At 62.9% G+C, this 19,405-nt stretch carries 18 protein-coding genes; 6 read left to right on the plus strand and 12 right to left on the minus strand.

Annotated elements, in window-relative coordinates; translation table 11 throughout:
- Positions 1 to 74 precede the first annotated feature (74 nt).
- The 7 genes from JIN81_RS07200 to JIN81_RS07230 form a co-directional block, all read right to left on the minus strand.
- Positions 75 to 1,145, minus strand: a complete 1,071-nt coding sequence (locus JIN81_RS07200) for a hypothetical protein (protein WP_200278079.1) — start codon at positions 1,143 to 1,145, stop codon at positions 75 to 77.
- Positions 1,146 to 1,196: 51 nt separating this feature from the next.
- Positions 1,197 to 2,708, minus strand: coding sequence for a sodium:solute symporter family protein (locus tag JIN81_RS07205; protein ID WP_200278081.1), 1,512 nt, complete (start codon positions 2,706 to 2,708; stop codon positions 1,197 to 1,199).
- 85 nt (positions 2,709 to 2,793) lie between these two features.
- Positions 2,794 to 3,018 carry a DUF3311 domain-containing protein gene (locus tag JIN81_RS07210; RefSeq protein ID WP_200278083.1) on the minus strand — a complete coding sequence of 75 codons (225 nt, stop codon included), beginning with the start codon at positions 3,016 to 3,018 and terminating at the stop codon, positions 2,794 to 2,796.
- A 213-nt stretch (positions 3,019 to 3,231) separates the two neighbouring features.
- Positions 3,232 to 3,795 carry an REP-associated tyrosine transposase gene (locus JIN81_RS07215; protein ID WP_200278085.1) on the minus strand — a complete coding sequence of 188 codons (564 nt, stop codon included), beginning with the start codon at positions 3,793 to 3,795 and terminating at the stop codon, positions 3,232 to 3,234.
- Positions 3,796 to 3,905: 110 nt separating this feature from the next.
- Entirely contained in the window at positions 3,906 to 5,408 is a 1,503-nt protein-coding gene (locus JIN81_RS07220; protein ID WP_200278087.1) for an outer membrane protein assembly factor BamB family protein, read from the minus strand.
- A gap of 127 nt (positions 5,409 to 5,535) precedes the next feature.
- A complete protein-coding gene (locus JIN81_RS07225) occupies positions 5,536 to 7,779 on the minus strand; it encodes an outer membrane protein assembly factor BamB family protein (protein WP_200278089.1) in 2,244 nt (747 codons plus the stop codon).
- A 155-nt stretch (positions 7,780 to 7,934) separates the two neighbouring features.
- Entirely contained in the window at positions 7,935 to 9,968 is a 2,034-nt protein-coding gene (locus tag JIN81_RS07230) for a TonB-dependent receptor (protein WP_200278091.1), read from the minus strand.
- 222 nt (positions 9,969 to 10,190) lie between these two features.
- On the opposite strand from JIN81_RS07230, the gene JIN81_RS07235 reads away from it, so the two are divergent.
- Together JIN81_RS07235 and JIN81_RS07240 are read left to right on the plus strand one after the other, a co-directional pair.
- Positions 10,191 to 11,405 carry an outer membrane protein assembly factor BamB family protein gene (locus tag JIN81_RS07235; RefSeq protein WP_200278093.1) on the plus strand — a complete coding sequence of 405 codons (1,215 nt, stop codon included), beginning with the start codon at positions 10,191 to 10,193 and terminating at the stop codon, positions 11,403 to 11,405.
- 73 nt (positions 11,406 to 11,478) lie between these two features.
- Positions 11,479 to 11,841 (plus strand): DUF2237 family protein, encoded by a 363-nt coding sequence (locus JIN81_RS07240; protein WP_200278094.1) that lies wholly within the window; start codon positions 11,479 to 11,481, stop codon positions 11,839 to 11,841.
- Positions 11,842 to 12,004: 163 nt separating this feature from the next.
- Here JIN81_RS07240 and JIN81_RS07245 read toward each other — a convergent pair whose 3' ends face one another.
- Entirely contained in the window at positions 12,005 to 13,357 is a 1,353-nt protein-coding gene (locus JIN81_RS07245; RefSeq protein WP_200278096.1) for an alkaline phosphatase PhoX, read from the minus strand.
- Between the two features lie 231 nt (positions 13,358 to 13,588).
- Here JIN81_RS07245 and JIN81_RS07250 point away from each other — a divergent pair, with 231 nt between their 5' ends.
- From JIN81_RS07250 to JIN81_RS07260, 3 genes are all read left to right on the plus strand, one after another.
- Entirely contained in the window at positions 13,589 to 14,275 is a 687-nt protein-coding gene (locus JIN81_RS07250) for a hypothetical protein (RefSeq protein WP_234044586.1), read from the plus strand.
- Positions 14,276 to 14,296: 21 nt separating this feature from the next.
- Positions 14,297 to 14,464 (plus strand): hypothetical protein, encoded by a 168-nt coding sequence (locus JIN81_RS07255; RefSeq protein WP_200278099.1) that lies wholly within the window; start codon positions 14,297 to 14,299, stop codon positions 14,462 to 14,464.
- Between the two features lie 131 nt (positions 14,465 to 14,595).
- Positions 14,596 to 15,462: a helix-turn-helix domain-containing protein gene (locus JIN81_RS07260; RefSeq protein ID WP_200278101.1), complete on the plus strand. Its 867-nt coding sequence runs from the start codon at positions 14,596 to 14,598 to the stop codon at positions 15,460 to 15,462.
- A gap of 4 nt (positions 15,463 to 15,466) precedes the next feature.
- On the opposite strand, the gene JIN81_RS07265 is transcribed toward JIN81_RS07260, so the two are convergent.
- Genes JIN81_RS07265 through JIN81_RS07280 form a run of 4 tightly spaced genes read right to left on the minus strand, consistent with a single transcriptional unit; the run spans position 15,467 to position 18,943 of the window.
- Positions 15,467 to 16,279 carry a type IV pilin protein gene (locus JIN81_RS07265; protein WP_200278103.1) on the minus strand — a complete coding sequence of 271 codons (813 nt, stop codon included), beginning with the start codon at positions 16,277 to 16,279 and terminating at the stop codon, positions 15,467 to 15,469.
- Positions 16,276 to 17,295 (minus strand): hypothetical protein, encoded by a 1,020-nt coding sequence (locus tag JIN81_RS07270; protein ID WP_200278104.1) that lies wholly within the window; start codon positions 17,293 to 17,295, stop codon positions 16,276 to 16,278. Before JIN81_RS07270 ends, JIN81_RS07265 begins: the two co-directional genes overlap by 4 nt.
- Positions 17,296 to 17,313: 18 nt before the next feature.
- A complete protein-coding gene (locus JIN81_RS07275; protein ID WP_200278105.1) occupies positions 17,314 to 18,003 on the minus strand; it encodes a PEP-CTERM sorting domain-containing protein in 690 nt (229 codons plus the stop codon).
- 19 nt (positions 18,004 to 18,022) lie between these two features.
- Entirely contained in the window at positions 18,023 to 18,943 is a 921-nt protein-coding gene (locus JIN81_RS07280; RefSeq protein WP_200278106.1) for a DUF6607 family protein, read from the minus strand.
- A gap of 129 nt (positions 18,944 to 19,072) precedes the next feature.
- Between JIN81_RS07280 and trxA the strand changes: the two genes are divergently transcribed.
- Positions 19,073 to 19,393 carry a thioredoxin gene (trxA, locus tag JIN81_RS07285; RefSeq protein ID WP_200278107.1) on the plus strand — a complete coding sequence of 107 codons (321 nt, stop codon included), beginning with the start codon at positions 19,073 to 19,075 and terminating at the stop codon, positions 19,391 to 19,393.
- Positions 19,394 to 19,405: the final 12 nt, after the last annotated feature.

A 19,405-nucleotide genomic window follows, 5' to 3' on the forward strand; every position in this document is an offset into this window, starting at 1 on the left:
AAAAGTGGAAAGTGGAGGATCAGGCGGCTGAGCCGCGAGTTGGATGGAAGTGGGTTGGAAACCCGCGCTCCTGATTAGTAGACCCCTTCGATGACGGTCTTGGAGCCGGATTGGAAGGGGCGGACGTCGCCGACGCCATCCCAAGGGAATTCGTCGCAGGGTTTTCTGCGGATGGCTTCGTCGCGTTCGAGGAAGCGGGGCATGAAGAACTCCTGGGTCATGGTGGTGAGTTCGACGCGGCCGTATTCATCGTAGTCCATGAGCTGGGCGGTGTCGTCGGGGTTGACGATGCGGAGCACGGCGCGCGGCTGCGGGGCGTGATAGGTGAGCGAGTATTCGCCGGGGCCACGCTTCTTGCTGATGGCGAGTCCCATCAGGGTGTTGCCGTAGGTGGGGGCGAAGTTGACTTTGCCTTCGAGAACTTCCTCTTCGATGAAGCGGACATACTGGGGGGTCATGGTGGTGCCGCCGGCGAAGACGCCACCGATGCCGGCGTCGGCAAGCGACATGCGTTCGGCGAGGGACTCGAGGAGTTTCGGGGTGGTGAAGAGGCAGCCGATGTCGCGGTGGCGGATGATGGTGGCGGCCTGGTCGATGACGTGTTCTTGGTAGGCCTTGGCCATTTTCATTTCGCCCATGCCGATGAGGCGCTTCACCCAGCGTGGGTCGAGGTCGATGAAGTAGCAGGCGCCGCCGCGGATGTTGGCGAGGTGCTCGATGGCCAGGCGCAGGCGGCGCGGGCCGGTCGGGCCGACCATCAGCCAGTTGGCGCCGGCGGGGAAGAAGTCGGGTCCGTAGTGTTCGGAGAACTCGGTATAGTCGGTCTTGTAGTCTTCCCAGCCGATGCGCTGCTTGGGCATGCCGGTGGTGCCGCCGGTTTCGAAGACGTTGTAGGGCCGGCCAGCGAAGGCTTTCGGAATGAAGCGGGCAGGGTCCTCCTTGCGCAGGATTTCGTCGTCGAAGTGGTCGAACTGAAGCAGGTCGGCGAAGCAGGTGACGTCAGTGAGCGGATTGAAATCGAGCGACTTCGCTTTCTCGAGCCAGTACGGGCAGCCGGTTTCCGGGGAGAAGTGCCACTGGACCATCTCGCGGGTGTGGGCATCGAGGGCGGCGGTGGCTTCGTCGGTGGTAAGTGTGGAAGACATGGGACGGATGTGGGGAATGGAGGCGCGGAGACGCGAGCGCGCAAATGGAGATCAGTTCGGGAAGAACTTGGCGACGGTTTCCTCGGCCGGTGGTTTGGTGGCGAGGGAGACGACGATCATGGCGACGGCACCTGCGAGCCAGCAGATGGCGGCTGGCATCACGCCGCCGAGGACGGTGAATTCGCCGCCGAAGCCGGACATGACGAAAAAGACGATCCATGTGGCGGTGGTGGCAATTACGCTGGCGTAGGCACCGGCCTTGGTGGCGCGTCGCCAGTAGAGGGCGGCGAGGACGAGCGGGGTGAGCGCGGCGAAGCCGGAGAAACACCAAACGGCGAGGTCGAAGACGTTCTGCTCGAACAGGACGAGCGACAGGATGTAGGTGAGGGTGACGATGCCGACGATGAAGGCGCGGGCCATGAAGAGGATCTGCTTGTCGGTGCGCTGTTTCTTCGAGCCATGAAGGACCACGTCGTTGGTGAACATGGTACCAAGGCAGAGGAATTGCGAGTCGAGCGAGGACATGATGGCGGCGAGGATGCCGGCGGTGACGAGTCCGACGATGATGGGATCACCGATGAGCTTGCCCACCATGATGGCGAGCACGGCACCGGGGGTGGCGGACTCCGGCAGCACGCCTGAGGCCCAGACGCCGATGAGCACGCAGGGGACCCAGACGATCATGATGCACAGCGGGTGGGCGACCACGGTGAGCTTGAAGGACTTCGCGCTGCGGGCGGTGAGCCAGTGCTGGAAGAGGTGGGGAAACATCCCGACGCTCAGGGGGATGAACATGTAGGTCAGGAAGGTGACCGGATTGACGCCGGCGTGTTCACTCGGGGTGCGGACGAGGTGGCTTGCCTTGGCTTGCTCGATGGCGGGGCCGAGTCCGCCGAGCTTGTTCGAGATCAGGGTGAAGGCGAGGACGCCCATGATCATGAAAACAATGGTCTGGAAGGTGTTTGCCCAGGCGGCGGCACGGGAGCCACCGGCGAAGACGTAGCCGAGGACGACGAGGCAGATGATGGCGCCGGTGATCCACGGCGGGATGGCGCCGTTGGTGGCTTCAAAGAGCTCGGGAAACATCCCGGCCTTGGGCCCTTTCGGCCCGGTCAGGCCCATCATGGTCTTGCTTGCTCCGATGACGCCGATGAGGAGGTAGGGGATGACCAGCAGGACGAGGATGGGGAAAAGCAGGTAGCCGAATGCCGTTGATTCGAAGCGGGCGCGGAAGAATTGAATCTGGGTGACGAAGCCATGGCGCTTGCCGATGGCCCACAGGCGGATGCCGATGATCAGGAAGCAGGCGGCGTGGATGAGCCCGGACGATGAGGCCATGAGGCCGTAGGTGCCGACACCCAGCTCGAAGGCCTTGCCGGTCGAGCCGACTAGGGCAAAGGCGGTCATGGTGGTGCCGAAGACCGACATCAGGAGCATGAAGGGGCCGATGGAGCGGCTGGCCACGAAGTAGTCGGCGCTGGTGCCGCGGAAGAATTTCTTCGATCCGAGCGCGAAGGTCAGCAGGGTGCCGAGATAGAGCGCGATGATGATGAGACTGGTCATGCTTTTGCCGCCTGCGGCGGAGTGGGAAGTGAGAAGTGGAGAGCGGAATGCGGGAGCGTGCCGGGTGGTGTCGGCGCGCGAGACGTCAGTCGTTGGATTCGTCGGCCCATTCTTCGAGGCGAGTCGGCCAGGCGATCTTCATGACGATGGCCCAGAAGGTGGCGGCGACGATGGAGTAGGCGGCATGGTAGGCCAGCCCGACCGGAAGGAATCCGAAGACGAGGTTGGCATTGTCCCAGTTCCAGACGTCCTGGTGGAGGACGGCGAGGACGATGAACACGATGGTGGAAACAAGAACGGCGGGTTTCATGGTTTGTTTGGTTAGCCGGAGGCTTTGGAGTGCGGCGGCCTGACGCCGCTTTGGTGGACGAGCTTGCGAGTGCGGAGGCTTGGGAATGCGGGGGCTACGAGTGGGGATGGTGCGGAGGTTTTGGAGTGGATGGAGGTTGGTGGAGAAGGCGGGGTGCTGGGGTGGTTCGAAAAGCGGCGTCAGGCCGCCGCACTCCAAAGCGCGTTGCGCTTCCTAGAGGTCGGTCGGGAGGGGGTCGAAATTGTCTTGGATGTTCAAGTGATCGGTTTTGAAACTTTCGATGGTCCTCACAAATGATGGTTTGGCTTCGCGCGAGAACCATGAGGCCGAACACCATGGGTAGTCCTCGGGTTTGACCACCAACCCATGGTGGACGGCGTTGTGATGAACATACTTGAGTCGGGCGAAGTAGGATCTCTCGAAGCTCAGGATGGTGTCGTGATAGTTGTGCCAAACTTTGCGGCCTGGGGCTTCGTCCAATCGGTTGATCCACGCTGCGGTCCTCGAGTGCAGGCGAGAGATGATGTTTGAAAGTGAAGCTGCCTGTTCGGAAGGGGGGCTCGCGATGAAGTGGTAGTGGTTTGAGAAGACCGCCCAAGCGGAGAGTTGCCAGCCATGTTCATGAGTCAGTTTGATGAGACCCCGCTGAAGGACATCAAGACGCTCGTAGGACTGAAAGAAGTGCTGTTTCCGGTGGGTGGCGGCGGTGACGAAGTAGGGATGGTTGGATCCGAGCCGGTGTGGAGGTGCGTGGGGCCAGTCGATCGATCGTTTCATGGCGACGGACGCTGACTGATGGTGTCGGCTGCGATGAGCGATGCCCCTGTTTGTGATGCCTCGGAAAGCGGTGTCGCCGCCCTTGCGGGGCTCTGCCACCGCACTCCAAATCACTTTTTCTTGATCGCGTAGAGGTGGGTCATGGTGGCGATGTAGAGGACGTCGTTGGCGACGACGGGGCTGGAGTAGATGGGCGCTTCAAATTCGTAGAGTCCGAGCTCCTTCTTCTCGGTGCCGGTCGCGAGGACGTGGACTTCGCCATCTTCGGTGGGAAGGAAGACCTTGCCGTCGGCGACGAGGGTGGAACCCCAGATGCGTGAGAAGGTTTCGTGCTTCCAGTGGTGCTTGCCGGTCTTGGCATCGAGGCAATGGAGGTCGCCGTCGTATTCGGCAATGTACATCAGGCCGTCGTGGACGCTCGGGGTGGAGATGGTGCGCCCGACGTCCTTGTAGGTCCACACGGGTTTGCCTTCGGCATCGAGGCAACTGACCATGCCGACTCCGTCACCGTGCTCGGGGTCTTGGCCGATGCCCATGTAGACGTGGCCATCGACGACGATGGTGGTACCGATGATCTCACTCGGTCCACGGAAGGTGGCGTACTTGATCGGCTCGCCGTCCTTCGTGCGGTATTCGGGTGGATTGGCGTCGTAGCTCCAGGTTTCCTTGAGGATTTCGATCTCTTCTTCCTCGTCCATGACGGGCTTGGGATCGTAGGCGTAGGCAAAGCCGTCGCCACCGCCCCAGACGATCTTGTCCTTGTCGCCGAGTTTGCCGAAGGCGGGGGAGGACCAGGAGGCGTGGAGCACGCGTTCGGAGACACCGGAAATTTCCTCACCGAGGAGGGTGCCCTTTTCGGCATCGAGTGCCACGAGTGAGGGCGCGAGCGGGGCGGGGATGTTGGTGTGCGACCAGTCGACGCCGTTGGAGGTGGCGGTGTAGAGGATGCCGTCGACGACCATGGGTGAGCAGGACGAGACGTTGTGGGGGAAGGCACCGAGTTCTTCGCGCATGTCGTAGATCCAGAGGATGTCGGCGGACTCGGGGCCGGGCTCGTAGGGGGCTGCGGGGTCGGCGGTGGAATACTTGGCTTCGTCCTTGAACGGGCCGTCGTTGCCGTTGCTCATGCCGGCGGTGTCGAGGCAGATGACCTCACCGCGGTTGGTGACGAGGTAGGCCTTGTTGCCGACGACGCAGGGTGACGAGCAGAGGCCGACATATTCCCAGTCGCTGACCTTGCCGGCCCCAAGTTTGGGGATGAGGAGTTGCCACAGGAACTTGCCGGTCTTCTCGTCGAAGGCCATGAGGACGCCGCGGTCGCCTTTCTGTTTGGGATCGCGTGGCGATTCGTTGTTGGTGCCGACGTAAACCTTGCTGTCGGCCACGGTGGTGTTGCCGTAGGTCTGGGAGCCGAGTTTGGCGGCCCAGAGCACGTTCTTGGCGGTGGCGAGGTCGACTTCTTCGGTGTCGGGATCGATTTCGCCGGTGGCAATCTCGGTGGGCAGGTCCTTGGCGTTGCCGACCATGTTCCGGGAGGCATCACGGCCCCACATCGGCCAGTCTTCGGCGAGCAGGGCGGGGGTGAGGGCGAGGAGAAGGAGGTGAGGTTTCATTGGGATGGGTCTCGAGGTTGGTAGGTAGAGGAAGGTGGAAAGTGTCGGTTTTGGGGGCTGAGGCGAGCTGAAGCTCGCGGTCCGGTTTTGGGGGCTGAAGCTCGCGGTCCGATTGTGGCTCGGGAGCTCAGCTGCCGGCTTCGAGTTTGAGGTTGTCGATGTAGACGCGCTTCTGGGATTGGGGAGAGAAGGCGTAAACGGCCGGGGCTCCGTGGGGGTGGCAGTGCTTGACGGGCACCTCGAGCGTCCATGCTTCGGGCTCGTCTTCGCCGCGCGGCCAGGCTTTGGCGAACACGGTGCCGGTGCCGTCGTCATTGCGCTTCACGTTGGTCTTCAGCGTATACCAGGTGTTGGGCTTGATCTTGAACTTCACCGACTGCTTGACGCGCTCGTGGTTGGACGAGACTTCGAGGATCTGTGAGTTGCCGACGAGGGTGATGAGGTAGCGCTGATTGACCAGTCCGACGGTGGACATGATGCGGCGGTTGCCGTCGGTCATGACATCGGCCTGCAGGGTGTAGTCCTTGAGGTCGGAATTGCCGAAGAAGTTGGTGGTGCGCTGGAAGAGGACGTTGTCGAGGCGGTTGGCGATGACTTTGGAGCCATCCTTCTCGAGGGTGTACCATTTGATGCGGGCACCGAGCCATGGGAGTGGGGGGAAGTTGACCTTTTCGCCTTCGGGGGAATCCATGACGAGGTCGACGTTCTCGAAGTCGGCCTTGTATCCCGGTCCTGCGACGACGCGTCCGCGGGTGGTGGCGGAGAGATCGCCGACGGTGGCCTTGAAGGCGCCGGCGGAGAGCTTGGCATCCGGGCCGGCGGTCAGGGTGTTGCCCTTGAAGGTGGCGTCGACCTTGGCCTTCACCTTGGCGGTGGGCGGGATGAAGGCTTCCCACTGATCGGGGGTGACTTCCTTCACGCGTCGGCCGAACTCATCGAGCCCGTAAACGGTGAACTCCTGGGATGATCCGGCGGTGAGTGCGAACTCGGCGGGGACGATCTGGAGTTGGGTGATTTCGCCGGGCTCGGCGGGATCCTGGGCGGCGGGCGCGTCGACGAACTCGCCATCGGTGGTGCCCCAGCAGTGAAGTTTGTTCTTGGTGAAGAGGAAGATCTTCCCCCCCCAGATGGCGGGTGCGCCGAGGCAGGGCTCACCGAGGTTGACCTTGGTCAGTTCCTTGGCGTCGCCGTCTTCGGGATCGAGCACGTAGAACTCGCCGTCGAACATGGGGACGTAGAGCTTGCCGTCTCCGTAGGATGGGGAGGCGTGGATCTGGTCGGGAGCGAGTTTCTTTTTCCAGACGGTCTTGCCGGACTTGGCATCGACGCAGAGGAGTTCGCCCACGGCGATGGTGGTGAAGACCTTACCCTCGGCGAGGACGGGGGAGGAGGTGAAGGCGACGTGGTCGTCGTTCTTCCATGCGACGGAGGACTCATCGAGGACGAGTTGTTCGGCCGGGTATTCCTTGGGCAGGTTCAGGCAGACGAGGCGTCCTTTGGAGGATTGGCCGGGGTTCTCCTTGCCGTGGACGGCGATGAGCTGGTCGCCGTTGAGCAGGATCTGGGAATTCACGCCGCCGTTGGAAAGTTGGTAGCGCCACAGCGGTTTGCCGGTGCGGGCATCGACACAGACGACATTGCCGCAGCCGGTGCCGGCGTAGAAGACGTCGTGGCCACCGAGCTTGCCGAAGACGGGCATGCAGAAGGAGGAGTCGACGGGCCGGACGCCGGGCGAGGAATACCAGACGAGTTCTCCGCTGATCTTGTCAAAGGCGTAGAAGCGGTCCTGTGCGGGACCGGTGGTGCCCCAGTTGGCGGTGACGCAGTGGAAGATGACGAGGTGTTCGAACACGGCGGGTCCACCGGAGCGTCCGTTCGGGAAGGTCAGTCGGCCGAGGTCTTCCATGAGGGAGAGTTCCCACAGGGGTTCCCCATCACGGGTGAAGGCGACGCAGCGGCCGTTGGACAGCTGCAGGTAAACGTTTCCGGTTTCCGGATCCACGGTGGGAGCGCCGATGCCGTAGCGGTTGTAAACGACGTCCGAGATGTAGTCGGAGAAGCGTTTTTCCCACAGTTTCTTGCCGGTATTGGCGTCGAGACAGATCAGGGCCTCCTGCACGTCCTCTCCCTTTTTGCCGAAGGCTTCCCCGTAGAAGCCGAAGGCGTAGAGGCGGCCATCGGCAATGGTCGGGGTGCCGGCACCCTGGATGTCATAGGTCCACAGCTCGTCGCCCGGCTTGAGTTCGGATGGCAGGTTCTTTTCCAGCGAGGCTCCGGTTTGAAGGGGGCCGCGCCAGTTGAGCCAGCCGGTGACGTCGGCGCAGGCACCGCCGATGAGTGACAGAGTGAGAAGGATGGGCGTGAGTTTCATGGTGAGAGGTTGGAACTGGGGTGGGTCTCCACCCGACGTGGATCTGACGATGGGAAGGAAGATGCGGATCGGGTTCGAGGGACCTGCTGGGTACTTACTGGAAAGTCGGGGTGGTGGGTAGCTTCGATGTCGGCGGCGGGGTGTTGCCCGCCGGATCAGAACATGGTGCGGACGCGGATTCCGAACTGCTGCGGGTCTCCGGGTGAGCCGGCGAAGATCTGCGGGTTGATGAAGGTGTAGTAGTTTTCATCGAGGAGGTTGCGGCCGTAGAGGGCTACGCTGAAGTGCTCGGTAATGTATCCGACTTCGGCATCCCAGGTGACGTAGGCATCCTGGGTGAAGGTGGTGTTGTTGGCCGCATCGAACCGGGTGGTGCCGGCGGCCCGGACGGAGGTCTGCACGTAGAATCCGCTCTGGAAGTCGTAGCGTGCTCCGAAGCTGCCGGTGTATTCGGGAACGAAGGGGACCTTGCGTCCGTCGTAGATTGCGCCGGTGAAGGGGTCGCTGAAGCGGTCGAACTCGGCATCGACGTAGCCGAAGCTACCGCGGAAGGTGAGTCCTTCCACCGGGGCCCATGCGCCGTCGATCTCGACGCCGCGTGAGGTGACTTCATCGGCATTCAGCACGACGAAGTCGGTCGAACGGGGAACGCCCTGGTTGAACTGGTAGTCATCGATCTGGTCCCAGAATCCGCGGACGCCGAAGCGCAGGTTGTAGGCGGGGCAGTCGTATTCAAGGCCGATTTCGTTGGACCAATTCGTCTCACGGTCGAACTCGGCGATGAGCGGGTTGTCACTGTAGGCGGAGAATCCGCCGGGTTTGTTGCCGATGGAGCTGCGATAGAACAGGTCGACGGCGGGATGGACGCTGTAGGTCACGCCGAGGGCCGGCGAGACGAACCATTCATCGCGGCTGCCGCGCACGATGTCGTCGGTCTGGAAGGGGGCGCGCTGGATCCGGTCGATTTCGGATTCGTGGTAGTCGACGCGCAGTCCGGCATCGATGGCGAGGGCATCGGTCGCCTGCCAGGTGAGGTTTCCGTAGCCGGCCAGGTTGAGCTGTTCGATGTCGAATCGGGTGGTTTCGACGAAGCCGGGGAAGAGCTGGCGCTCGGCGGTGCCGCGGTTGTCGATCCACATCTGGAAGAGCCCGGTGCGCCAGCGGATGTTCGAGTCGTCGGGCGAGCTGAAGCGGAATTCGTTGGAGACGAGGTCCTGCTTCTGCTGGATGGCCGAACGGGCGTCGCTGAATCCGTTGCCCGGTCCGAAGGGGCTGAGATCCAGATCGACGGTGGAGGGATCGAGGTCCCAGAACTGATAGCCGTGGATGCTCTCAAAGGTGCCTGAGTTGAGTGTCTTGCGGGTGTGGAGCGAGAGCTGATAGCGCTCGAGGTCGGTGACGCCCGGGTTGTCGGAAAAGACGGTGAAGGGGTCGGGAGAGAAGAGCGAACTCAGGCGCTGCGAGCCGTCGTCAATTTTCTCGGCAAAGAGTCGGAGGCGCAGTTCGGTGTCGTCGTCAGGGCGCCAGTAGAGGTTGAACAATCCGCCGGTGGCTCTGCGATCGTCGGTTTCGGTGCCGAGCAGGGGGTTGCGGATGAATCCGTCCCGCTGGTCATGGAAGAGCCGCACGCTGTAGCCGAAGTTCTCGCCAATGGGGCCGGAGGAGGCGCCGCGCAGGGCGAAGCGGTCGTAGGATCCGTATTCGGCCTCGAGCGAGTTCTGGAAGGTGTCGTTGAACCCCGGGGTGCGCATTTCGACCATGCCGGCGGGTGCATTCCGCCCGAAGTAGGGTCCGTGAGGGCCGCGGTGGACGCGCACTTCGTCGAGTTGCAGCATCTCGGAGGGGTAGGTGTAGGCATCGCCGAGCGGGAGGTCGTCGATGGTCATGCCCAGTGCGGGCGGGCCGAAGAAGAGGGTGTTGGTCGAACCACGCATGGCGACGACCTGGCCGTAGCCCCGGGAGTCGGCGGCGACGACGTGGAAGCCGGGGACAAGACCTGAGAGGTCGGCGAAGGATTCGGTCTGGAAGAGGTCGAGGGAGTCCCTGGAAAGCACGCTGACGGCGGCGGGATCATCGTTCACCCGCTCGGCATCGACGATCGTGGGATCGAGCGACTCGAGGTCTTGAGCGAGGAGGGTCGGGGCAGTGAGGCCGAGGAGCAGCAGGGCGTGTCGGGAGGTCTGTAGCATGTTGGGTTGGTTAGAAAAATGGATGCGGCAGTTTGGAGCGGGTCGGCAAGGGGTCAACTCCCTTGATGTGACGGGTCCACGACGGGTCGCAGCCGATGCGATACTTGAGGGGAGGGGTTTATTCTTTCGAGTTGTGTCATCACGAGGATTCGTGAGGGAACGGGAGACGGGGGTGGACCGGGGGACTTGCGCGGAGGAGGGAGTGGGCTAGTCTCTCGGATCATGAAAATTTCCGCACTAATTTGCCTGCTTGGAGCTGGAGTGGTGGCATCGGCGCATGCCGGCGACTGGCCTCGTTACCTCGGGCCGGGTGGGGAGGCCAAGGTGGAGGGTTCGCTAGGTAAGTCATTCGCGCCGAAGGAAGTCTGGAAGGCGGATATCGGCAAGGGCTGCTCGGGCTTTGCCATCGCGGAGGGCAAGGCGGTGGTGATGGGCAACACGGGCGACAAGGACGTCGTGTGGTGCTTCGATGCCAGAAGCGGAAAGCTCGAGTGGAAGTATGAGTACGCGGAAGAACTCAACCCGAAGTTCTACGATGGCGGACCGAGTGTGACGCCCACGATTGATGCGGGCCGGGTTTACACGCTGAGTCGCACCGGAAACCTGTTCTGTCTCTCGCTGAAGGACGGCTCGGTGAAGTGGCACAAGCACTACCAGACGGATTTCGGGGGCAAGGCGCCGTCATGGGGTTTCGCGGCGGCACCCATCGTCCGGGGTGACGAGCTCTACTGCCTGCCCTGCGCGAAGGATGCGGCGGTCTATGTGCTGAACAAGGCGACCGGTGAGGTCAGCTGGAAGTTCGGCAAGGGCAAGACGAAGGCGGGATACGCGGCGCCGGTATTCTTCAAGTATCAGGGCAAGCACGCGGTGGCGGTCTTCCACGGGCGCGAGTTGGTGACCTACGATTTGGACAACAATGGTGAGCCGCTCTTCAACTTCACATGGCGGACGTCCTATGACGTCAATGCGAGCAACCCGCAGTTCCATGACGGCAAGATGTTCCTCGCCTCAGGCTACGGCATGGGCTACGTGGTGATCGATGTGTCGGGTGATAGCCCGGAGGTGCTTCACAAGGAAGAGGACACGCGCATGATCTTCCAGAACAGCGTGAGGATCGGGGACGACATCGTGGGGGTGTTCGGTGACAAGAACATCGACGCAGAATTGATCCGGATGGAGCTGGGTAGTGGCAAGATCCACTGGCGTGAAAAGATGCCGGGAACCCGAGGCAGTTCGTTGATGGTGGGTGACCAGATGGTCATCCTCGCCGAAACCGGGGATTTGATCGCGGGAACGCCTTCCCTGAAAGGCTGGCAGGAGCTGGGACGGGCGAGGATTCTCCAGGACGGCAAGTGCTGGGCTCCGGTGGCCTATGCGGATGGCCTTGTCTTTGCCCGCACCAACAAGGGCGAAGCGGTCTGCGTGAAGGTGAAGTAGCGGGTCGTGCTTCCTTCCCCGGTGAGGTGCGGGATTCCCTTGCGCCTCGACCGATTGGCTCTTTGTTGCAGGTATGGCAAAAAATGTACTCGGCGGTGATTTGCAGACCTGCTCCGGCAACCCGAAGACGGGCTATTTCCGCGACGGCTGCTGCCACACCTCGGCGGAGGATCCGGGCATGCACACCATTTGTGCGGTGATGACCGAGGACTTCCTCGAGTTCACCAAGATGATGGGCAACGACCTGTCGACTCCGCGCCCCGAGTATGGATTCCCCGGGCTGAAGGCAGGGGACCGCTGGTGTCTGTGCCTGGAGCGCTGGAAGGAAGCGCTGAAATCAGGCAGTGCGCCGCCCGTCGTGCTGGAAGCGACCCACGCATCGGTGGTCGAATTCCTGGATCTGGAAACGCTGCGTGAGCGGGCGTGGCAGGGCTGAGGAATATCAGGCCCAGCCGAGCATGCGCATCACGTGCGTGAACGAGCCGATGAAGGCGATGATCAGGAGCACAATGAAGAGCTTGATGCTCAGTTCGATTTGCGAGCGGGTCATGGCGGCGGGGTTGTAGGGTGCGGTCGCGGTGGAGCCAAGAAAAATGAGGTCAGGTCCACGGGCCGGTGATCGCGAAGGTCAGGCCCATTCCCTGGAGGTTGACGAACATCCACTTGCCGTCGGGTGAGAAGCAGCAACCGGCGAACTCCGAGTTGTTTTTCGCGTTGCGGGCGAGGGTGTGGATTTTCCCTTCGGGAGTGACGCAGCGCACGTGCGTATGGCTTGCGAACGAGCTGTCGACGAGGTCTTCGCAAACGACGACACCCCCCCAAGGCGCGGGGCAAAGGTTGTCGCCATTGGTCAGGATGTCGTCTGCGGTCGACTGCAGGAAGAGCTCGAGGCGGTCGTGGCTTTCGGCAGACCCGGATGGATGAAGGCGGAACAACTGACCGCGCCGGTCCGGACCGCCATCCGTACAGCAGATGAAGATGCCCTCGTCGCTGAAGTGGATGCCCTCGCCACGGGCAAAGCGTGCTGCGCCCGCTTCAAAGCCGCGGAAACGGAGGTCGTCGAGGGGGGCTTCGGGATTGTCGACATCGATCCAAGTCACCTTCATCGATTCGCCTTCTTTCGGCCAAGTGGCCGCCGGGTTGTAGTTGCGCAGGTCCGCGCTGGGTCGATCGATGACCGCCAGCGCCTGCAGTTGCCCGCGCGTGAAGTCCCTGGGGGTTTCGGGGACAAAGCGGTAGAGCAGGCCGTCCGTCCGGTCTTCGGTCAGGTAGAGGATCCCGGTGGCGGGATCGAGGGCAACGGCTTCATGGCGGAATCGTCCCAGCGCCTTGAGCGCGACCGCCTTCTGCAATCCGGGCGTCTCGGTCGCCTCCACCTCGAAACACCAGCCGTGCTTGCGTCCGCGCGGCGTATTCAGATCCGCGGGTTCCTCACAGGTGATCCAGGAGCCCCATGGCATCGGCCCGCCCGCGCAGTTGCGATCGGTGCCGGTAAGCGAGAGGAATTCGGCCACCGTCTCGCCGGTCGCGGGGTCGAAGACGAGGTTGGTGGTGCCGCCGAGGTGGGGCTGACGACCGCCCTCGCCCGGGTCGTGGCTGAGTGTGGGGTCGATCGATGACGGCAGCTTCAGGTTGTTCTCGAAGGGACCGAGGCGGGTCATGGCCAGGGCTAGCTCGTGGTTGCGCACCAGCACGACCTTGCCGTCCTTGCCGGCGAATGCAGCCATCCCATCCGGTTTGCCCGGGGTCTTCAAACCGTCGGTCATGGTCTGGCCAGCGCGCGAGATCACGCGGTAGGTGAATCCTTCCGGCAGGTCGAGCAGGCCGGCGGGATCCGGCTTCAGCGGCCCGAGCGGCGAGATCACCCGGTCGGTCCCGGCAGCTCGGGAGTACTGCTGGAGGCTGGCAAAGGCGAGGCTGGTGGTAGCAAGGAAGCGGCGACGGCTGATCATGGTGACGGGCGAGAAGATGTTGTTTTGAACGAGGGGAGTCGACCCCTCCTATCGGGCGAAATCGCCAGACTGGCTCACGAAATCGTCAGAGAGGCATGAATTTCCCGTGGTCAGCATGTGAGCACCTTGTGATTACGTGTTTTTCCCTTGTGAGATGGAGGTTTGACACGCCCCCGGCGCCAGTGTTTTTTCCTCCCTACACAAAATCCCTACTCCCTTCTTCCTGTCAGTATGAGCGATAACGAAAACCCGCCCTCGAAGCAGACTTCGAGCGTGCCACTTAAAAAAGAAACCGTCCGTGTGACCCTCAAGGCCGCTGACGCTCCCGCCGCATCGCCTGCAGGCGCTCCTCCGGCTCCTGCCGCGCCGAAGCCAACCGTGGCTGGCCCGCCGAAACCGCCGACTCCGAGCGCTCCGGCTGCACCAAGTGCACCCAAGCCTCCGACCCCTACGGCCCCTGTAGCGACGGTGGGTCCACCAAAGGCGCCGGCACCCGCTCCTACCATTCCTCTCAAGACCGCTGCGGGCACCACGACCGGTGCTCCTGCTCCGGCTCCGACAATCAAGCTGAATGCTCCGGCGACCGCTCCTGCAAAGCCCGGTGCACCAACCGCCCCGGCTCCAGGTGGCGCCCCAGCTCCCGGTCCGACCATCGCGCTTCCCAAAGCGACCGTGCAGCTGAATCCTCCGACTCAGCCACTCGGCACCCAAGCGCCTGCGGCTTCGCAAATGGCGACCATGCCGGTGAGCGAGGAAGAAGACGAAAGCGGCGCCAGCCCATTGGTCAGCGCCCTCGCCGTGCTCGGCTTCCTCGGCGCTGCTGCGGTGATCGCCATCCAGCTCATGACCGCCAACGTCTGGCTCACCAAGGATGATCAAGGTGCGCCGCGCGACGCCGATTGGGGCCGCTTGTTCTAAACCATCCAACTGAATTTCATCATGGTTGCACCTATCATTACCCTTCTGCTCGCTGGAGCCGTTGCGTTCCTTGCCTTCAAGACCAGCACGGTCCCGACCGGCATGGAAGATGCCGGAGCCCCGGCACCCGTCGAAGCCCCAGCCGCGGATGAACCCGTGGATGAGGAGCCCGCTGAAGAAAGCGAGTAAATCGACCCGATTGATCTCTCAGCGTCCGATCCCTCTCAGGGTCGGGCGCTCTTTTTTTGCCCGGACATCCCATCATCCGACGAATCACCAGTTGCAAATGAGATGCTGTCGCAATAAAGAGCGGCAGCGACATGATTTGGGAGCGATGGATGGGCATGGGAGGACTGGACTGCTGGCGGATGCGCGGGCGGGTGACGAAGGGAGCGAGCCAGTGGCAGGCCCGGGTGGATGGGGAGGTGTGGCTGTGGCTCAATCGTAGTGGGGAGGGGATCATCTGGGGGAAGGAGGACCGGATGTTCCTACGCCCGGGCATGTATGCGATCTTTGGCGAGGACCAGTCCGAGCGCTGGCGCTGGACGCGCCTCCCGGGAGAACACGAGGTGGAAGTGGTTGTCATTTCGAGGGCTTGGCTGGCCCGTCGCATCGGAGATGGGATCTCACGCATCCACCCGGATTTCGCCAGCTGGTTGACCGGCGGTGGTAGGATGGCCTTCGCAGGTCTGATGACGGGGCCGGAGAAGAATCTGGCGGATCGTCTCAGCATCCTGAAGCCCGACGACGAAGGGGGGCCCTTGCTGGTCGAATCGCGCGTCCTTGAATGGGCGGCGCTCCGTCTATTCCGGCGCCAGCGCTGGGATCCGGGAGCCGGCTTCTGCCAGCGCGTCGGGCGGGCGAAGGGGGTGGAGCGGGCGCTTCTCGTGCTCCGCCAGCAGCTCGATCAGAGCCTCGATCTGAAGGCCCTGGGCAAGCAGTGCGGCGTGTCACCCACCCACCTCAGTCGGCTGGTGAAGAAGGAAACCGGGATGACCTTGCGCGAGCATCAGCGTCGCCTCCGGATCTCGCATGCCTGCGACCGCCTGAGGGCGGGGGAGAGCGTGACCGATGCTGCTTTGGAAGTCGGCTATCAGAGCCTGAGCCACTTCGCCAAGGCCTTCCGCGAGGTGACCGGGAAGAGCCCGCGCGAGTGGCGGGGCGATCCGCGTCCGGGTGGGGATTGACGCTTCAGCGGTCCACGCTGACGACGAAGTCCGGGTCGTTCGCCCGGGCCGCCTGGTTGGACCAGCGTCGCATGTCCCGGAGTTCTTCCTCATCGAGCAGCTCGACGTTGCCCCCCAGCATGGCGACCACCGCCTTGCCGTCCCATCGGAAGTCGACGAATCCGTGGTCGGATGCCGCCAGCTTGGGGTCGAACCCGGCCGATGACCAATCGGGTGCCAGGGTGTTGGGTGCGCGCACCTCGAAGTTTCCGACTCCGTCGTCTCCCCCGCCATGGCGCGCGGAAGCGAACACGACCAGCTTGGCTGGCTCGACGGCCTGGGATATACGTGAAACATAGTATTTCCCAAGGGCGGCTTCGAGTCTGGGGGATGGGCGCAGGGGTGAACCCGATCCGTAGTGACCCCCCACGTAAACGGCGTTGATGCCGAGATTCGGGCGAACGCTGACGAGGTAGTCGCTGTTGTCGGCTTCGAGGAATCGCTCGTGCCCATTGCAGAGCAGGATGCCTTCGGGCTGCGGCATGTAGGGTGTGAGGCGCCAGGGGTACCTCGCGTTGATGGGGTGGTGGAGGATTTCCCCGTCGAGGTTGGTCGCCTCCGGGTCACTCCGGTATCCGGGCATGAGGCGACCGGAATGGTCCGAAGCATGGGTGAGGTAGGCGGTGGCGAGATTCCGAGCGGCGTTCAGCTCGGTCGTCATGCGCGCCTTGTCCATGACCTTGGTGTAGCCGGCGAAGCCGAGGGAGCTCAGGGTGATCACCAGCACGATGACGATCATGAGTTCGACGAGGGTGAAGCCCTTGAGTGAGTGTTTCATGGAGTGGATGGGAGAATCTGGATGCGGTAGAAGCGTTTGGATGCGGCGGTGGTTTCCGTCGCGGAACCATCGCCGTGTGGAATCGGTGTCCACGAGTCGAGGTCGGGGCTTGCCTGGAGTTCGGCATCGAAGCCGTCGAAGGTCGGCCAGGTGAGGTGGTTGGTGGTGCCGCTGCGGCTCAGGGTGAGCGGCACCCGCAGATCGACTTCGAGGGTGAGGCTTGGCGCGTAGCCGCCGAAGATCTGGTGCAGGGCGTCGTCCCGGGTCAACCAGGCGGCCAATTCACCGCCTTCCTGAATGGCCGGGTGGAGCGAGGAGATCGTCAACCACAGCGCACCCTCGGACAGCGCTTGCTGGAGGTAGGGCGTGACGCCGGGGAGGGAGGTGTCGATCTGGAAATCGAAGACCGTATCGATGGGCACCAGATCGCCGGGCTCCACGTCGGAGGTGGTGCCGGTGGCCCAAGGCGTGGGCTCGAAGCCATCGGTGACATTCCAGCTGACGTCGCGTGGGGTGCCGTCGCCGGAGAATCCGAGGGGGTAGGCATTCCGCTCGGGCACCCCGTAGGGACTGGTCTCGAGAAAGGTGCCGGCAGCGAAGCCATTGCGGAATCCCGCACCGTGGAGTTCGACGGGGCGTCCGATGTCGGCATCCGGTGTCGATGCAATACTACTGGGAGTGCCGTAGCTAGTGAGTGGATCAGGGGTCGGGTCGTAGTCGAAGGTTTCGTCCTGACCGATGGTGGCGGTCAGGGTGATCGACCGGATCCGGTAGCTCTCCGGTGACAGGCCAGCGGGAATGGTCGAGGAGGTGTCGAACTGAATGAGGAAGAACCCCCAGCGGTCCTCCACGCCGCCCGAGGAGGGCAGGGCACTGAAGGTCGAGGCCTGGGCCCGGGTTCCCGGCGTACCGTTGGATGGATACATCCAGCGGTCGGCCGAGGGCTCGGGGATGGTCTGGGGTGCGGCTGCTGCCAGGGAGGAGGCAGCGGCACTGACGAGACATGGAAGTCGCATGGTTCCGAATCGGGATGGTCAGTTCCTGCGCCGACGGAAGCTAAGGAACAGACCGGCGAGGGAGAGCAGGGCGACCGAGGGCTCGGGCACGACCTGGGCAAAGCTGTCTCCGGTGGTCAGGTTGACTTCGTACTGGGTCAGGTGGTTGTTGGTGTTGCTGCCCCACACGATTTCGTAGGAACTCACTGCCAGGCCGGTAAGGTCCCATTGCCACGCATAATTCGAGGTGGGAAATGACTGTCCGGTGGTGAAGTTGATGGTGGAGTAACCCCCTGCAACCATCGTGCTGAAATCGGCGGCGAGTGCTTGGGATCCTCCATTGAAGTTCAGCACGGGTGTGACGCCGACAGGGGTCCCGACGTCCAACTGGAAAACAACGGTGGCCAGACCGGCGAGGGGGGAGGCGTCCGACAGCGAGTAGGTGCCCGCGCCGCCTCCGTCGTAGATCGAGGAGCCGGCGAAGTAGCCGTTGCCCGAGAGCTTGGCGAAGGTCGCGCTGCCGATCGAGCCGGTCATGTTTGCGGCGATGGATCCTGGCCACGGGGTGGCTCCGGGGTAGCTGGTGGTGTAGCCGTTGTCGGCCCAGTAGGTGTTGGTGTTGTTCAGCTGGTCCCAGCCGGAGCTCTCCTGGTTTCCCGGAAGGCTGACGGTGATGGCGGCGTGACTCAGGGTGGCGGTGGCGATCAATGCCACGGTGCTTCGGATCATGATGTCGGGAGGTCGGGTGTTACTTGCTGATGACGTAGGGCTGGAGGGCGGCACTGATTTCCTCCGGGGCAGGGGGCTTCTCTTGCATGCGTTTCAGCAATTTTGAGAGGGACTCGCCGTTCTTGCTCGTCGTGTAGGCGAATGACTGCGGTGCCTGTTCGCCGGAGGTTTCCCAGAACTCGCGGACTTCACCCCAGAACTCGCCGTGTTCGTTCCACCATGATCGGGCGAGCTCGGCCTTCGGGTCTTCCTCGCGGACGTAGCGGTTCAAGCCGGTCTCAAAGCACAGCACGGTGCGAGGTTCGCCGTCGCGATCGACCACCTTCCGGTTGTCCTGAAAGTGGACCCAGCCGCGATTGGTCAGCGTGTGGCGGTTGGTGACGAGCAGGTAGTCATAGTCGTCGCGCTTGGTGTATTCGCGGCGGGGGAGCGGACGTCGGGTCGGTTCACTCTGCCATGAGGACTCGCCGGCATCGTGGGTCCAGCGGCCGAAGCTCTCGTAGCGCGGGGTGTCGTCGACCTGGGTGACCAACTGGCTCCAGGTGCCTTCCACCTCCGCTGATTTGAGGGTCACCTTGTTCCACTCGTGGATGTCATCGCTGCCGCAGTAGTCGAGGATCTCGGTGTCCTGCCAGGTCCAGATCTGGGCCCAGTGCTTGATCACGGTGGGTTCCTTGTCTTCTCCGCCGACCACCAGCAGGTGCTGCAGGGTGATCCGGGTCGGGGTGTCTTCGACCACCTCGACCACCTCCGTGGCGTCGGCCTCATAGAAGCCGTTCTTCAGTGTGTAGTCCGGGGCGACCTGGGCGGTTTCTTCAAAGCGAAAGGTGACTTTGTGGGTGCCGGCCATGGCAAGGATGGCTTCCCGGTCTTGTGCCGGTGGGTTGGCGGCGACGGCGGGCAGGGCGAGTCCGAGGAGGATCAGGGATGTGGCATTCATGAGGGCGGGAATCTCGCAGAGGGCCGCCGCCCGCGACTAACGCCCGCTTGCGAGATATGAGCGCCGGATTGCGCAAGGGCCCGGCGGGCTGCCACTTGACAAACGGTTCGGGCTCTCCATCGTCGGCCCATGGCTCTGCAACTCAACGAAGCAAATTTTCAAAGCGAAGTGATCGATTCCGACGTCCCTGTCCTGGTGGACTTCTGGGCGGAATGGTGTGGCCCGTGCAAGATGATCGGCCCAGTCATCGATCAGGTCGCCGAGGAAATCGGAGACGCCGCCAAGGTCGGCAAGGTGAACGTGGATGAAGCCCGCGACCTCGCCGTGAAGTACAACGTGAAGTCCATCCCGCTCCTCCTCTTCTTCAAGGGGGGCGAAGTGAAGGACCAGATCGTCGGGGCCGCCGTGACCAAGGAGCAGCTCGCCGAGAAATTGAAGTCCCTCGCCTGAGTCGAACCCTCA

This window comes from Haloferula rosea (assembly GCF_016595525.1).
Taxonomy (GTDB): domain Bacteria; phylum Verrucomicrobiota; class Verrucomicrobiia; order Verrucomicrobiales; family Akkermansiaceae; genus Haloferula; species Haloferula rosea.

What these genes read in the sequence shown, in the direction of transcription:
- JIN81_RS07200 (WP_200278079.1), bottom strand. Translation starts at nt 1,145, where the DNA reads ATGTCTTCCACACTTACCACCGACGAAGCCACCGCCGCCCTCGATGCC.
- JIN81_RS07205 (WP_200278081.1), bottom strand. Translation starts at nt 2,708, where the DNA reads ATGACCAGTCTCATCATCATCGCGCTCTATCTCGGCACCCTGCTGACC.
- JIN81_RS07210 (WP_200278083.1), bottom strand. Translation starts at nt 3,018, where the DNA reads ATGAAACCCGCCGTTCTTGTTTCCACCATCGTGTTCATCGTCCTCGCC.
- JIN81_RS07215 (WP_200278085.1), bottom strand. Translation starts at nt 3,795, where the DNA reads ATGAAACGATCGATCGACTGGCCCCACGCACCTCCACACCGGCTCGGA.
- JIN81_RS07220 (WP_200278087.1), bottom strand. Translation starts at nt 5,408, where the DNA reads ATGAAACCTCACCTCCTTCTCCTCGCCCTCACCCCCGCCCTGCTCGCC.
- JIN81_RS07225 (WP_200278089.1), bottom strand. Translation starts at nt 7,779, where the DNA reads ATGAAACTCACGCCCATCCTTCTCACTCTGTCACTCATCGGCGGTGCC.
- JIN81_RS07230 (WP_200278091.1), bottom strand. Translation starts at nt 9,968, where the DNA reads ATGCTACAGACCTCCCGACACGCCCTGCTGCTCCTCGGCCTCACTGCC.
- JIN81_RS07235 (WP_200278093.1), top strand. Translation starts at nt 10,191, where the DNA reads ATGAAAATTTCCGCACTAATTTGCCTGCTTGGAGCTGGAGTGGTGGCA.
- JIN81_RS07240 (WP_200278094.1), top strand. Translation starts at nt 11,479, where the DNA reads ATGGCAAAAAATGTACTCGGCGGTGATTTGCAGACCTGCTCCGGCAAC.
- JIN81_RS07245 (WP_200278096.1), bottom strand. Translation starts at nt 13,357, where the DNA reads ATGATCAGCCGTCGCCGCTTCCTTGCTACCACCAGCCTCGCCTTTGCC.
- JIN81_RS07250 (WP_234044586.1), top strand. Translation starts at nt 13,589, where the DNA reads ATGAGCGATAACGAAAACCCGCCCTCGAAGCAGACTTCGAGCGTGCCA.
- JIN81_RS07255 (WP_200278099.1), top strand. Translation starts at nt 14,297, where the DNA reads ATGGTTGCACCTATCATTACCCTTCTGCTCGCTGGAGCCGTTGCGTTC.
- JIN81_RS07260 (WP_200278101.1), top strand. Translation starts at nt 14,596, where the DNA reads ATGATTTGGGAGCGATGGATGGGCATGGGAGGACTGGACTGCTGGCGG.
- JIN81_RS07265 (WP_200278103.1), bottom strand. Translation starts at nt 16,279, where the DNA reads ATGAAACACTCACTCAAGGGCTTCACCCTCGTCGAACTCATGATCGTC.
- JIN81_RS07270 (WP_200278104.1), bottom strand. Translation starts at nt 17,295, where the DNA reads ATGCGACTTCCATGTCTCGTCAGTGCCGCTGCCTCCTCCCTGGCAGCA.
- JIN81_RS07275 (WP_200278105.1), bottom strand. Translation starts at nt 18,003, where the DNA reads ATGATCCGAAGCACCGTGGCATTGATCGCCACCGCCACCCTGAGTCAC.
- JIN81_RS07280 (WP_200278106.1), bottom strand. Translation starts at nt 18,943, where the DNA reads ATGAATGCCACATCCCTGATCCTCCTCGGACTCGCCCTGCCCGCCGTC.
- trxA (WP_200278107.1), top strand. Translation starts at nt 19,073, where the DNA reads ATGGCTCTGCAACTCAACGAAGCAAATTTTCAAAGCGAAGTGATCGAT.